Origin of the sequence: Morococcus cerebrosus, from assembly GCF_022749515.1 — a bacterium.
In the GTDB taxonomy this organism is placed as follows: Bacteria; Pseudomonadota; Gammaproteobacteria; order Burkholderiales; family Neisseriaceae; genus Neisseria; species Neisseria cerebrosa.
The window spans coordinates 1627265-1640878 of record NZ_CP094242.1; the positions used below are offsets into that span (position 1 = coordinate 1627265).

Annotated in this window: 11 protein-coding genes, 4 tRNA genes and 1 pseudogene; 12 read left to right on the top strand and 4 right to left on the bottom strand. The window is 50.9% G+C overall.

Features of this window, described 5'->3' with window-relative positions; all coding sequences use genetic code 11:
• The first annotated feature begins 149 nt into the window (after positions 1-149).
• The 11 genes and pseudogenes from MON37_RS07630 to MON37_RS07680 all read left to right on the top strand — a co-directional run.
• Positions 150-2009 (top strand): tetratricopeptide repeat protein, encoded by a 1860-nt coding sequence (locus MON37_RS07630; RefSeq protein WP_039408718.1) that lies wholly within the window; start codon positions 150-152, stop codon positions 2007-2009.
• Positions 2010-2064: 55 nt separating this feature from the next.
• Positions 2065-2652 carry a lipoprotein insertase outer membrane protein LolB gene (lolB, locus tag MON37_RS07635; RefSeq protein ID WP_039408721.1) on the top strand — a complete coding sequence of 196 codons (588 nt, stop codon included), beginning with the start codon at positions 2065-2067 and terminating at the stop codon, positions 2650-2652.
• Between the two features lie 27 nt (positions 2653-2679).
• On the top strand, positions 2680-3525 hold the full coding sequence (gene ispE, locus MON37_RS07640; protein ID WP_039408725.1) for a 4-(cytidine 5'-diphospho)-2-C-methyl-D-erythritol kinase: 846 nt from the start codon (positions 2680-2682) through the stop codon (positions 3523-3525).
• A gap of 6 nt (positions 3526-3531) precedes the next feature.
• A tRNA-Gln gene (locus MON37_RS07645) sits at positions 3532-3607 on the top strand.
• A gap of 11 nt (positions 3608-3618) precedes the next feature.
• Positions 3619-3694: transfer RNA gene (locus MON37_RS07650), tRNA-Gln, on the top strand.
• A gap of 11 nt (positions 3695-3705) precedes the next feature.
• Positions 3706-3781: transfer RNA gene (locus MON37_RS07655), tRNA-Gln, on the top strand.
• Positions 3782-4025: 244 nt separating this feature from the next.
• Positions 4026-5009: a ribose-phosphate pyrophosphokinase gene (locus tag MON37_RS07660; RefSeq protein WP_016687469.1), complete on the top strand. Its 984-nt coding sequence runs from the start codon at positions 4026-4028 to the stop codon at positions 5007-5009.
• A 66-nt stretch (positions 5010-5075) separates the two neighbouring features.
• The gene (locus tag MON37_RS07665; RefSeq protein WP_039408732.1) at positions 5076-5648 is read left to right on the top strand and encodes a 50S ribosomal protein L25/general stress protein Ctc; all 573 of its coding nucleotides are present in this window, start codon (positions 5076-5078) and stop codon (positions 5646-5648) included.
• A gap of 362 nt (positions 5649-6010) precedes the next feature.
• Positions 6011-6328: a helix-turn-helix domain-containing protein gene (locus MON37_RS07670; protein ID WP_039408735.1), complete on the top strand. Its 318-nt coding sequence runs from the start codon at positions 6011-6013 to the stop codon at positions 6326-6328.
• Positions 6329-6375: 47 nt separating this feature from the next.
• Positions 6376-8937 carry a [protein-PII] uridylyltransferase gene (gene glnD, locus MON37_RS07675; protein WP_039408738.1) on the top strand — a complete coding sequence of 854 codons (2562 nt, stop codon included), beginning with the start codon at positions 6376-6378 and terminating at the stop codon, positions 8935-8937.
• 67 nt (positions 8938-9004) lie between these two features.
• A pseudogene (locus MON37_RS07680) lies at positions 9005-9115 on the top strand (IS5/IS1182 family transposase); the annotation flags it as partial.
• Positions 9116-9307: 192 nt separating this feature from the next.
• On the opposite strand, the gene MON37_RS07685 reads toward MON37_RS07680, so the two are convergent.
• From MON37_RS07685 to MON37_RS07695, 3 genes are all read right to left on the bottom strand, one after another.
• Positions 9308-9841, bottom strand: a complete 534-nt coding sequence (locus MON37_RS07685; protein WP_039408741.1) for an inorganic diphosphatase — start codon at positions 9839-9841, stop codon at positions 9308-9310.
• Between the two features lie 133 nt (positions 9842-9974).
• A complete protein-coding gene (gene nudB, locus MON37_RS07690) occupies positions 9975-10424 on the bottom strand; it encodes a dihydroneopterin triphosphate diphosphatase (RefSeq protein WP_039408744.1) in 450 nt (149 codons plus the stop codon).
• On the bottom strand, positions 10424-11803 hold the full coding sequence (locus MON37_RS07695; protein WP_039408747.1) for a mechanosensitive ion channel family protein: 1380 nt from the start codon (positions 11801-11803) through the stop codon (positions 10424-10426). Before MON37_RS07695 ends, nudB begins: the two co-directional genes overlap by 1 nt.
• Before the next feature lie 248 nt (positions 11804-12051).
• Here MON37_RS07695 and MON37_RS07700 point away from each other — a divergent pair.
• A tRNA-Pro gene (locus MON37_RS07700) sits at positions 12052-12128 on the top strand.
• A gap of 152 nt (positions 12129-12280) precedes the next feature.
• On the opposite strand, the gene pncB is transcribed toward MON37_RS07700, so the two are convergent.
• Positions 12281-13504 (bottom strand): nicotinate phosphoribosyltransferase, encoded by a 1224-nt coding sequence (gene pncB / locus MON37_RS07705; protein ID WP_039408749.1) that lies wholly within the window; start codon positions 13502-13504, stop codon positions 12281-12283.
• Positions 13505-13614: the final 110 nt, after the last annotated feature.

Sequence of the window (13614 nt, forward strand, 5' to 3'; positions counted from 1 at the left end):
ATAGGTCGTCTGAAAAAAGAATATTACATTAGGTTTACGGTTGCTTAAAGCTCACGAATCTACAAAGACAAGCGCTTGTGATAAAGTATCGGCTGTTTTCACGACGGATTATCTGCGCTTCAGTCCGTTTTTTTGAATAAAGGCTTATCATGTTTTTGTCTCCGTCCCATATCCGCACACTGGCAGCAGCCGTCATACTGCTGTTTTCTGCCCAAACCATTGCCGCCAAGCAAGAATCTGCACCAGAAGTCAAAATCCAATCCCAGGCCATTCAGAAAAAAAACCGCCGTACGCCTGAAGCAAGGCTCGCCGAACAAGAGCGTTTGATTGCTGCAAACGATCGCGCTTGGAAAATTTTCACGCTTTTAGGCGGCGAAATGGCTTTGCAAAAAGGGGATGCCGGCATGGCTTTGGGCACCTATATGCATATGCTCGACCGCACAAAATCACCCGACGTAGCAGAACGCGCATTGGAAATGGCAGTTTCACTCAATGCATTCGAACAGGCCGAATTGATTTATCAAAAATGGCGGGAAATCGAACCTGTTCCGGGTGCAGCACAAAAACGCATGACCTGGCTGCGCGACTTTCTGCTCGGAAAAAACGACAAACACCTCAGCGGCTTGGATGAAGTCCTCGCAGGCGCTACTGAAGAACAAAACCGCCGTATTTTCCTGCTTCTCGCCCAAACCGCCGTCCAGCAGCCTGATTTGGCAGAAAAGGCCTCGGCACAAGTTCATAAAGAAACACTCAAATACCCTGAAATGCCTGAAGCGGCGATTGCAGATGCCATTTACAGCGCATACGACGGTAAGAAAAAAAATGCCATTGCCGCCCTGCAAAGACTTGCCAAACTGGATTCTGAAATCCTGCCCCCGACCATGCTCACCTTGCGCCTGATGGCGCAACGCAGTCCGGAAATCCTCAACGGATTCTTCGAACAAACCGACACGCGCAAACTGTCATCCGTATGGCAGGAGCTTGAAATCACCAACCTGGTTGCCAACCACCGTCCCGACAAGGCATACAGTCGTCTGAAAACGTTACTGGAAGACAACCCCTCGCCCGATTTGTTTATCCAGGCTGCGATACTATCCTCCAGCCGTAAAGATGACTTATCCGTTGTCAACCATTACCTCGAAAAAGCCTACCAATCCGGCACAAGCCAACAACAAAGCCGTGCCGCCCTGATCGGCGCCATGACTTATGCCGATGCCAAAGATTACGTCAAGGCCAAACAATGGCTCGGCAAAATCAATTCTGCGGATTACATTTTCGACAAAACCGTTCTCAGCGCCTCGCTCGAAGCCGAACAAGGCAACGGCAAAGCCGCGTGGGAATTGGCACAACGTGCGCTCAAACTGCCCGAGCAGCAAGGACGCTTTTTCAGTGCGCGCGAATTGCAACGTGTTTCCCTGTTTGCCATCGCCAAACACGACAACCCTAAGAAAGCACTATCAGAGCTGAATACACTTATGGCAAAAGCTTCCAAACAGCCTGATGCCAACCAACTGCTGCCCGACATCCTCTACCAACGCGCCATGGTTTACGACAAAATTGGAGAGCGCGACAAAGCCATTGCCGACCTTCGCCGCCAGTTGGAAATATCCCCCGACAGTACCAGCGGCATGAATGCTCTAGGCTATATCATGCTTTCTTCCCCGAAATATGATTTAAACGAAGCATTCAAACTGATTCAGGCCGCGTATCAGGTTGATCCGGAAAACCCCGCCATCAACGACAGCCTCGGTTGGGCATATTATCTGAAAGGCGATGCCGAAACTGCCTTGCCCTACCTGCAATACGCCTTCGAACAATATCCCGACGCCGAAGTCGCCTCGCATTTGGGCGAAGTTTTGTGGAAGCTCGGCAAGCCCGAAGATGCCAAAGCCATTTGGAACGAAGGTTTGAAACAAGAAGGCGACATCGGTTTATTGAAAGAAACCATGCGCCGATTCAATATTCCCGTTCCCCCGCGCAAAAAACACCCCTCCGCCAAAACAAAATAAAAAACAGGTCGTCTGAAAACTTTTCAGACGACCCTTCCCCTGCACAGGATTTATCATGAAACAGACCAATATATTATCCGCAGCCGCCCTAACCCTCCTCATCACCGCCTGCGCCCGCCCCGAGCTCCCGCAGCAAAATGGTTGGCAACCGGCTGAAACAGTCAACGATTTTTCCGCCGAAGGGCGAATCGCCGTCAAACTCGAAGGCAAAGGCTCTTACGCCAACTTCGATTGGACATACCAAAACCAAGTTCAAACCATCAACATCAACACCCCGATCGGCAGCACCGTAGGGCAGTTGTGTCAAGATAATCAAGGCGTATTGGCTGTCGATAACAAAGGCCGTACATATGAAGCCGCTACCGCACAAGAACTTAGCAACCGCCTATTGGGATTCGAACTCCCTATCCAATATCTGCACATTTGGGCAAGCGGAAAACGTGTAGCCGGCGCACCATACCAACTGCTCCCGGACAGCCGCCTGCAACAATTCGACTGGACAATTTCCCGCACACTCAACAGCAACGGCAAACCCAAAACCCTCCTATTGGAAAGCCCAAAACTCACTCTGCGCTTGGCATTCGACAACCTCGACGATCATCCCGAGGGCAACACCCAAACCCAATGTGCCGCCAGAAAATAACCATCTCGCCAGACAACCGTAAATAAAATGATTCCAAACGAAGCACAAGCCTTCCCGGCTCCTGCCAAACTCAATCTGGATCTCAGAATCACCGGGAAACGCGCAGACGGCTACCACAACCTAGAAAGCATTTTCTGCCTGATTGACTTATGTGATACCGTTTATCTGAAACCACGTTCAGACGACCTTATCATACTCCACACACCGACAGGCGGTATTCCACCGGAACAAGACCTGGCATACCGTGCCGCATCTTTACTGCAAAAACACACTAACTCAAAATCAGGTGTTGAAATTTGGTTGGATAAAAAAATCCCGACAGGCGCCGGCTTGGGAGGTGGCAGTTCGGATGCGGCAACCGTACTCACCGTATTGAACCATTGGTGGGAATGCGGATTATCCCGCCAGCAGTTAATTAATTTAAGTGCGACTCTGGGCGCAGATATTCCCTTCTTCCTTTTCGGCAAAAATGCCTTTGCCAAAGGTATAGGCGAGCAATTATCCCCTATCGATATACCGAAGCAATGGTATGTCGTCATCAAACCCAAGGCCCATGTTTCCACTCCCAAAATTTTCTCGCATGGGAACTTGACACGAAATTCCAAACCAAGCATAATGCCGACTTTCCAATCTTTGCAGCCGTTTAGAAATGATATGCAGGCTGTTGTTTTTCAGGAATATCCTGAGGTTTGGAAAGCTTATTGTGAATTATCCGAATATGGTTCTACGCTAATGACAGGATCTGGAGCGTGTATATTTCTCTCTACGGATAGTCGGCAAGAAGCAAACAATATATACCAACAAGTTTCACAATCATATGAAGCATATTGTGTTGAAGGTTTAGACATTCATCCATTGTTTCAAATGATTTGATAAAGTTGGGGAGTCGTCAAGCGGTTAAGACACTGGATTTTGATTCCAGCATGCGAAGGTTCGAATCCTTCCTCCCCAGCCAAATCCCTTTGTTGGGGAGTCGTCAAGCGGTTAAGACACTGGATTTTGATTCCAGCATGCGAAGGTTCGAATCCTTCCTCCCCAGCCAGCACCCTTTATTGGGGAGTCGTCAAGCGGTTAAGACACTGGATTTTGATTCCAGCATGCGAAGGTTCGAATCCTTCCTCCCCAGCCAAATAAGAGCGTGTAAGTTTCCTTACACGCTCTTTTATGTTGAAAATCAATGATAACGCTGAAAGACTTTGTTTTATAGTGATAAATTTGGATTGAAATGAGGCGCGATAGCGATGTAACGCCACAAATTTAATTCACTATGCCGGTCATTATGCGTATAATAACGCCCATAATGTCTTGGACATAAAGCAGAGGGAAGCATGACGTTTTCTGAGCGGAAGTTAAACATAAAATCAGGTGAAGATATGGCTGCATACGACAGTTTGATGGTATTTACCGGTAATGCAAATCCGGAATTGGCACAACGTGTTGTCAAACACTTGGATATTTCATTGGGCGAGGCTACAGTATCCAAATTTTCAGATGGCGAAATTGCTGTCGAATTGATGGAAAACGTTCGTGGTCGTGATGTTTTCATCCTCCAGCCTACTTGTGCTCCAACCAACGACAACCTGATGGAAATCCTTACTATGGCCGATGCGCTGAAACGCGCTTCCGCCGGTCGTATTACCGCGGCAATTCCCTATTTCGGCTATGCCCGCCAGGATCGCCGTCCGCGTTCTGTACGCGTTCCGATTTCCGCCAAACTGGTGGCGAATATGTTGTATTCGGCAGGTATCGACCGTGTTTTGACTGTCGATTTGCATGCCGACCAGATTCAGGGTTTCTTTGATATCCCTGTCGACAACATCTATGCCACTCCTATTCTATTGAATGACATCAAACAGCAGCGGATTGAAAACCTGACCGTAGTCAGCCCGGATATCGGTGGCGTAGTCCGCGCCCGTGCTGTTGCAAAATCATTAAATGCCGATTTGGCGATTATCGACAAACGCCGCCCGAAAGCCAATGTGGCGGAAGTCATGAATATTATTGGCGATATTCAAGGCCGTACCTGTCTGATTGTGGATGACATGATTGATACCGCTAATACGCTGTGTAAAGCTGCCGTCGCTTTGAAAGAGCGCGGAGCAGAACGTGTCTTGGCATATGCCAGCCATGCCGTATTCTCGGGAGAGGCAGTTAGCCGTATTGCCTCGTCTGAAATCGACCAAGTTGTCGTTACCGACACCATCCCTTTGTCTGAAGCGGCCAAACAATGCGACCGTATCCGTCAAGTGACGATTGCCGGCCTTTTGGCTGAAACGGTCCGCCGCATCAGTAATGAAGAATCCGTCTCATATCTTTTCAATGAAGAAGTGATGACAGGCAGCATGTTGCTGCCATAACCCCGAAGCCGTCTTAAGCTGGTCGCGGCCGATGACGGTAGTTTTATTTAATTTGGAGTATTTAACATGACTTATGAAATTCAAGCCTCTGTTCGTGAAGCACAAGGCACTGGTGCGAGCCGCCGCCTGCGTCGCGAAGGCCAAATCCCCGGTATTTTGTACGGTGAAGGTCAAGAGCCCGTTGCAATTGCTGTGGATCACAAAACTGTATTCTACGCATTGGAAAAAGAATCTTTCCACACTGCACTGATCAAACTGTCCCTGAACGGTGAAACCAAAGACGTTATCGTCCGTGATTTCCAAATGCACCCATTCCGTCGCGAAGTTCAACATATCGACTTCCAGGCCGTTAAAGCCGACCAACCTGTACGCATCCGTGTTCCCCTGCACATTGTTAACGCTGAAAACTCTCAAGCCGTGAAACTGCAAGGCGGTCGCGTATCCCTGTTGAACACTACTATTGAAGTGGTTGCTTTGCCTGCCAACATCCCTGCATACTTGGATTTGGACTGCACTAAAGTCGTTGCCGGCGACATCCTTCACCTGTCTGACATCCAACTGCCTGAAGGTGTAGAAAGCGTTTCTCTGAAACGTAACGAAAACCTGGCGGTTGCTACCGTTACCGGTAAAAAACGCTAATTCCTTATGTGGAAATAAAAAAACCGCACCGAATGGTGCGGTTTTTTATTTTTTATTATTAAAATAATCTATTTAAAAAATATATTTTATAAATATACAACTACTTGATTTGAATCAAAGCTCCAAATTGAGTTTCATTTATAATCGCTGACATTGGAACTGAGACGACATTTCTCAAAGTCCTCAAGATTTTCTGATCAGTAGATGATACATCTGCTTTGATTTAATACTCTCTATCTCTTTCCTCTTGATGTGTGTGTGTTTGGGTGTGGCTGTTGCCACCCCTTTTTTTTGGCTTTTATGTGAAGTAAAATCCGTAACAGCAAATTCTTTCATTTAACCATTTATCCGAAAGCAAAATCATGAGCAATAAATTGACTCCGCCTACCGAATTGCCTGATGAGCAGGATTTACGGGCGGTCTTGGCGTACAACATGCGGCTTTTCCGCGTGAATAAAGGCTGGTCTCAGGAAGAGCTGGCGCGGCAATGCGGTTTGGACAGGACTTATGTATCGGCTGTGGAGCGCAAACGCTGGAACATTGCGTTGTCGAATATTGAAAAAATGGCGACGGCTTTGGGTGTGGCGGCGTATCAGTTGCTGCTGCCGCCGCAGGAGCTGCTAAACCTGATGACCAATCCCTCTGATGCCCAACAGAGGTCGTCTGAAAACGATATTTGACCACCAAATCATCCGCCCCCTCTCCCCACTACTTGAAAGAATAAAAAATGTCTGCAAACCTGTCTTCAGCATTGGAAACCTTCAAACAGCAGCGTACTGCCGCCGAAGCGCATTATTTGAAAGCCAACCGCGTGTCGGTATTTTTCAGAGAATACACGGCGGCAGTCGAAACCTTGCTGGCGGCATTGTGGGCAGAGCATTTTCAAAACAGCGCATTATGCCTGATGGCGACCGGCGGCTTCGGGCGCGGCGAACTGTATCCTTATTCTGATTTAGATTTGGCAGTCGTGTCGTCTGAAACCGTTTCAGACGACCTTCAGGAAAAAATTGCGGCTTTCGTGCAGGCTTTATGGGATATGAAACTTTCGCCGTCGGTCAAAAGCGGCACCGTTGACGAACTGTGCGAAAGCGTGCGCGATGATATTACGGGGGACACGGCGTTTTTAGAGGCCCGTTTTTTGTTCGGCAACTGCCAAACCGCGGACGAGTTGACGGAAAAAATGAACTCGCAACGCAATGTAGCCGCGTTTATCGAAGCTAAACTGGTGGAGATGGAACACCGCCATGCCAAATCGCAAGGTTCGGGAGCGGTATTGGAACCGAACATCAAAAGCTGTCCCGGCGGTCTGCGTGATATCCATACCCTGCTTTGGATAGCGAAGGCGCAAGGCTTAGCGGCCAACCTGCCTGCGCTGGTCAAACAAGGCATTCTGACGCGCACCGAAGCCGGCATGCTTTCACACGGCTACCGCCGCCTCGCCCACATCCGCATCCATCTGCATTTAAACGCAAAACGCACCGAAGACCGCCTGCTGTTCGATTTGCAGCCGCAAGTCGCCGAAAGCATGGGCTATCAAGGCTTGAACCTCCGCCGCCAAAGCGAAGAATTGATGCGCGTGTTTTACCGCGCGATTAAAACCGTCAAACAACTGAGCGGCATCCTCACGCCCATGCTACAAAGCCGCGTTTCTTCGACGCCGATGCGCGTTACCCTGCGGATTGACGACGACTACATCCAAGTGAACAACCAAATCGCTGCGCGACACACCGATATTTTTTTCAGACGACCCGAACACATTTTCAAAATCGTTGAAATCATGCAGCAGCGCAACGACATTACCGCGCTCGAACCGCAAACCCTGCGCGCTTGGTGGGGCGCGACGCGCAAAATCAACCGCAGCTTCTACCAAAATCCCGAAAACCGCCGCCGCTTCGCCGGCTTTTTCCGCCGCGGCAACGGACTGACCCAAACCCTGCGCTTTCTCAACCTCTACGGCGTGTTGGGCCGCTACCTGCCCGCGTGGGAAAAAATCGTCGGCCTGCTCCAGCATGACCTGTTCCACATCTATCCCGTGGACGACCACATCCTCGCCGTCGTCCGCAACGTCCGCCGTCTTGCCCTAGACATGCACAGCCACGAGCTGCCCTACGCCTCCGCACTGATGCAGTCCTTTGAAAAACAAGACATCCTCTATCTCGCCGCCTTCTTCCACGACATCGCCAAAGGACGCGGCGGCGACCATGCCGTACAAGGCATCGCAGACGCGCGCCAATTTGCCGCCGACCACTTCCTGACCGAAGAAGAAAGCAACCTGCTCGCCTGGCTGGTCGAAAACCACCTGCTCATGTCCACCGTCGCCCAAAAAGAAGACATCCAAGACCCCGACGTACTCGATGCCTTCTGCAAACGCGTACAAACCCACGAACGCCTCAGCGCACTCTACCTCCTGACCATTTCCGACATACGCGGCACCAATCCCAAACTGTGGAACGCATGGCGCGCCAGCCTGCTGGAAAGCCTGTTTCACGCCGCCGGACGCTACCTCGCAGGCAACGGCGGCAACCCGCACGCCCTCTTCGGCCGCCGCCAACAAGAAGCCGCCGATTTGCTTACCCGCGCCGCCGTCCCCGAAAAACAGCAGAAAAAACTATGGAACGCGCTCGGTTCCGCCTACTTCGCCCGCCATCAGTCCCGCGAAATCCTGTGGCACGCTGCCAACCTCGTACACGACTTTGAAACCCCCATCGTCCGCAGCCGCATCCTGCCCAAGAGCGACAGCTTCCAAGTCATGGTCTTCATGCCCAACGGATCGCGCCTGTTCGCCCGCCTCTGCCGCATCTTCAGCCGCCACGGTTTCGACATTCTCGCCGCCCGCGCCTTCATCACCGAACACGACTACATCCTCGACACCTTCATCGTACAAATCCCCTCGCAGCACGCCCCCGAAGACTACCCCGACATCCAAAGCGCGCTCGAAGCCGAACTCAACAGCTTTATCCACGGACACACCGTTGCCGAAACCCAAAGCCACAGCCGCCGCATCAGCCGCCGCAGCCGCTACATGCCAATTGCGCCAAGCATCACCATCACCCCCGAAGAAGACTACCCCGACTGGTACTCCGTCGAAATCACCGCCGTCAACCGCCCTTTCCTGCTCGCCGACATGGCGGAAGTCTTCTTCGCCCACAACGTCAGCCTGCGCTACGCCAAAATTTCCACGCTGGACGAACGCGTCGAAGACAGCTTCATCGTCTTCAGCCCCGATTTGAAAAATCCGAAAACGCAGTCGTCGTTGAAACAGGCTTTGTTGGAACAATTATCGGTGTGACGGTTGGATTTAGAGGAAAAGCAAGAGGTCGTCTGAAAACCTGTTTTCAATTTTCAGACGACCTCTTTATAGTGGATTAAATTTAAATCAGGACAAGGCGACGAAGCCGCAGACAGTACAGATAGTACGGCAAGGCGAGGCAACGCCGTACTGGTTTAAAGTTAATCCACTATATTTGTAAAAATAAAGTTCAGATTCTCAAATCCGACTTTTTCATATGCATCCGAAAGCTGCGCAGGGGGGGTGCGCCCCATTAAAGAGTACGCCGGATACAAGCATCCATTCTTTCAGTACGGGTTACTATCAAAATACAAAAGGTCGTCTGAAAACCATTTTCAGACGACCTTTCTTTATTTATTGAAATGAAACATCAAGCCTGTTTATTCCAACGCTCGATGGATTCTTTAATTACTTTTTTTGCTTCTTCCACATCGCCCCAAGATTCGACTTTGGTTGTACCTGCTTTTTTCAGGTCTTTGTAGTGGTTGAAGTGGAACTCGATTTGCTTGATCAGCTGCTGCGGCAAATCAGCAAGGGTTTTGTAGGCGTTGCCGTTGTTACGGTCGTCGGCGGGGACGCAGACGACTTTGTCGTCCACTTCGCCGTCATCGACAAACTTCATCACACCGATGACGCGCGCTTCCAAGAAGATGCCTGTCGCCAAGGGCTGTTCGGTAACCAGCAATACGTCCAATTCGTCGCCATCCTCGTCCAAGGTTTGCGGGATGAAGCCGTAGTTGGTCGGTTTGGCGAAAATCGCGGGTTCGACGCGGTCAAGTTGGAATGCGCCGAGGCGGCGGTTCCATTCGATTTTGTGGTTGCTGCCGGCGGGAATTTCGTTGACGACGTTGATGATACCGGCTTCCACATCGCCCGGAGTCAGGATTTTATTGAAGTCTGCCATTTTATTTCCTTTATTTGACGGAAGTTTGAACGGCGGAAGTATAGCAAACAAAAGACTCTCTGAAAATGCGGAAAAAGGTCGTCTGAAAACGCAATCGCTGTTTTCAGACGACCTTTAAGCAATCAGGCTGGTTCTATTTCCCCAACCTTTTCCCCAATTCCAAAATAGCCCTTTTGTTCGACGGGGAGAACACTTTTTCCGCCGCTTCTTCTATGCCGAACCATCCGTAAGCGACGTGTTCGTCAGGCTGCAAAACAATCACCGCATCGCGCGGAATTTCGGCGGAAAAGATGTGTTCGCGGTTTTCGAACACACCTTTCGGATAGCGGTGCCGCCAATGATGGTAGATTTCGTAAACCGTGCTGTCGTGCCAGTTGCAGAGCTGTCCGTCCGCAAGGCGGATGCCGGTTTCCTCCCAAACTTCGCGCTTGGCGGTTTCCTCTATGGTTTCGTCCGGCTCGATGCTGCCGGTTACCGACTGCCAAAAACCTGGCGGCGAAGTGCGTTCGATTAGAAGGATATTGCCGTCGGCATCATGCAAAACCACCAGCGCGGACACGGGATACTTCAAGGGCTTTGCCATCAATCGTCTCCGGCAGAGTCCATCGCGGGATCGGATTTGGTATCGCTGCGCGCCTGCATTCCCGCCTTAATCATGGCGATGTTGCTCGGGGACTGCTCTTCGTTCAGGATACGGACTTCGCGTTGCGGATAAGGGAACTCGATGTCGTGTTCGTTAAACTGCTGCCAAATATCCAGAAAAATCGCTGATTGCAGCGCGGCAAAGCCGTTTTCAGGATCTTTCACCCAATAAGTCGCGCGCAAATCGATACCGTTGTCGCCGAAATTGGTCACCACCGCCAAAGGCGCGGGATGTTTGGAAACACGCGGCTGCGCGGCGGCTGCGCTTTTGATGATGTCGAGCGCCTTAATCAAATCAGAATGATAGGCAACCTGTATATTGAACGACTGCTGCAATTCGCGGCTGGTATAGGATTCGTTGACCACCATTGAGGTCACGAAAGTTTCGTTCGGAATCAGCGCCTCCGTACCGTTGGCATTGCGCAGCACGACAAAGCGCGAGGTAATTTTGGTGACATAACCGGTAAAGTTGTTGACGGTCAGACGGTCGTTCATGCGGATGGAGCGGTCGCCCAAAATGATGAAACCGGAAATATAGTTGCTCGCCACTTTTTGCAGACCGAAACCGATACCGACACCCAACGCACCGCCGAACACCGACAATACCGTCAAATCAATCCCCACCAGCGGCAGCGCAATCAATACCGCCAAAACCATCATCACCGTTTTGATGATTTTGGACAAAATCATGGACAGATTATTGTCCAGGCTGCTTTTTTCCAAACGCTCGCCGATAAAACGCGCCAGCCATGACGCACCTATCATCAGAAGCCCGACCCACAAAATCCCGTTCAGAATCATCAGCAGGCTGAGCCTGCCCGAACCGACTGAGAAGCTGATGCCGTCGAGCATCTCCAAAATCTTATCGTCCAAGCCCGACAGCCAAAGCACGAAGCCTACCCACAAAACCATGGAGACTGATTTCTCCAGCCAGTCGGTCAGTTTGTTTTGCGGCAAAGCGGCATGAACGACCGCCACGCTGACCCGAATCAAAATCATCCAGCGCGCCGCCAAAATCAGCAGATGCAGCCATACCGCGCGAAACTCCGTCAGGTTGCAGACAAACAAAGCCGCCGCGCCGAAAATCATCATCAGCACCGGCCACAAAATCCGCCTGCCGATATGCCGCAATAGCGCGAAGTTACCTTGTTCCGCAAAGAAATAACGGTTTTTTAGTCGGTTTGACAGCCAATACGTCGCCGCCATCAGCATCAATACGCCGACCAGCTCTATCCAGCCCGAAACCTGTCCGAAATTGCGCTCCACCAAACTCGACGTAAACGCCTGACGCGCAAACAATTCATGCAAAATATTGTCCATCAGCCCTGTTTTTTATTAAAAATTAAAGCTGAGATTATATAGCAGCCATTAAATTCCGCCACACTCGTTTACCGAACAAAGGTCGTCTGAAAATATGGCGGATTCAAGTGAAAAACAAGACATCCCGTCTGCCCTACCCGACCTTACGTCAAACAAATTCAAAGCCGCTTCAAACAGATAGCCGAAACCATCAGGCTTCACCCTTGCCAAAGCCGGACAGTAAAACTATAATCCGAAACTTATCAAGTCGGAGTGTGGCGCAGTCTGGTAGCGCACTTGCATGGGGTGCAAGGGGTCGAAGGTTCGAATCCTTTCACTCCGACCAAAAATTCAACAGCTCGGTCATTTTTGACCGGGCTGTTTATTTGTCTTTGCCTATTTCAAACTTTATATTCCAAGCGTTTTTCACAATCAAAAGGTCGTCTGAAAACCTCGAATCCGAGTTTTCAGACGACCTTTTGCCTTTTCTTCAGTTAATCACTCCTCTGCCTTCGGCTCGGGAACGTCAAACACCTGACGCAGGTAGGCGAGGAAGGTTTTGTTGGTGGTCATGGTTTTGCCCGGAGAGTCGGAGAGTTTGGCGACGGACTGACCGTTGCACTCGACGAGTTTCAAAACGATGTTCAGCGGGGTATGGCCCATGTCGTTGGTGAGGTTGGTACCGATACCGAAGCTGGTTTTGAATCGGTCTTTGAAATATTGGTGCAACGCCCACGAGCGTTCGATGTCCAGACCGTCGGAGAAGGTCAGCATTTTGGTGCGGCTGTCGATTTTGAGTTTTTTGTAGTGGGCGTGCGCTTTATCGCCCCATACATAGGGGTCGCCGCTGTCGTGACGCAGACCGTCGAAGAGCTTGGCGAAATAGAGGTCGAAGTCGCGCAGGAAGGCGTCCATGCCGACCACGTCGGTTAATGCGATACCGAGGTCGCCGCGGTATTCGTGTACCCAGCTTTCGAGGGCGGCTTTTTGGAAATTGCGCAGGCGCACATCGAGGGCTTGGAAGGCTTGGAGGAACTCGTGCGCCATCGTGCCGATGGGGGTGATGCCGATTTTTTTGGCGAGATAAACGTTGCTGGTGCCGCGCACGATGTCGGGAGCGGCTTCAAGCAGGGTTCGGATGACGTGTTCCTGCCAGTCGAGGGTGTAGCGGCGGCGGGTGCCGAAGTCGGAGATGAGGAACGGCGGATCGTCGGGGTTTTGCGCGGCGGAGATTTCTTTGAGGCGTTGCGCTTTGGCTTGGAGGCGGCGTTCGCCTTCTTCAATGACGGCGGGGGTTTCGAGACGGCGGAAGTAGAGTTCGTTGACGATGGCGAGGATGAAGATTTCAAAGAACATCGCCTGAATCATGGGGCCTTCGATGCGGATGTTCAGACGACCTTCATTGTCGGGGCTGACTTTGACGAAGCGGCGTTGCAGCTGGAAGAGTTCGAGATAGTCGACAAAGTCGCTTTTGATGAAGCGCAGGCTGCGCAGGTAGTCGAGTTCGTCGTGGGTAAAGCGCAGTTGGCAGAGCGCGTCAAGTTCTCGTTCCAAGTCGCTTTGGATGTCGGCAAGCGGGTAAACCATGTCGGTGTTGCGACAGCGGAACTCGTAAAGGCTGTGGGTTTGGGGGAATTGGTGCAGTATCACCTGAAGCATGGTGAACTTGTACAGGTCGGTGTCGAGCAGGGAGCGGATAACGGGCGTTTGAGGTGCGGTCATGGCTTTTCTCTCGTTCAGCGTAAATGTAAAGCATTATTAGAACACGGTTAGACGGGCGGGTGTTACTTTTTTTGGTTGGAGAAGCGTTGAAAAGGTCGTCTGAAATCTTT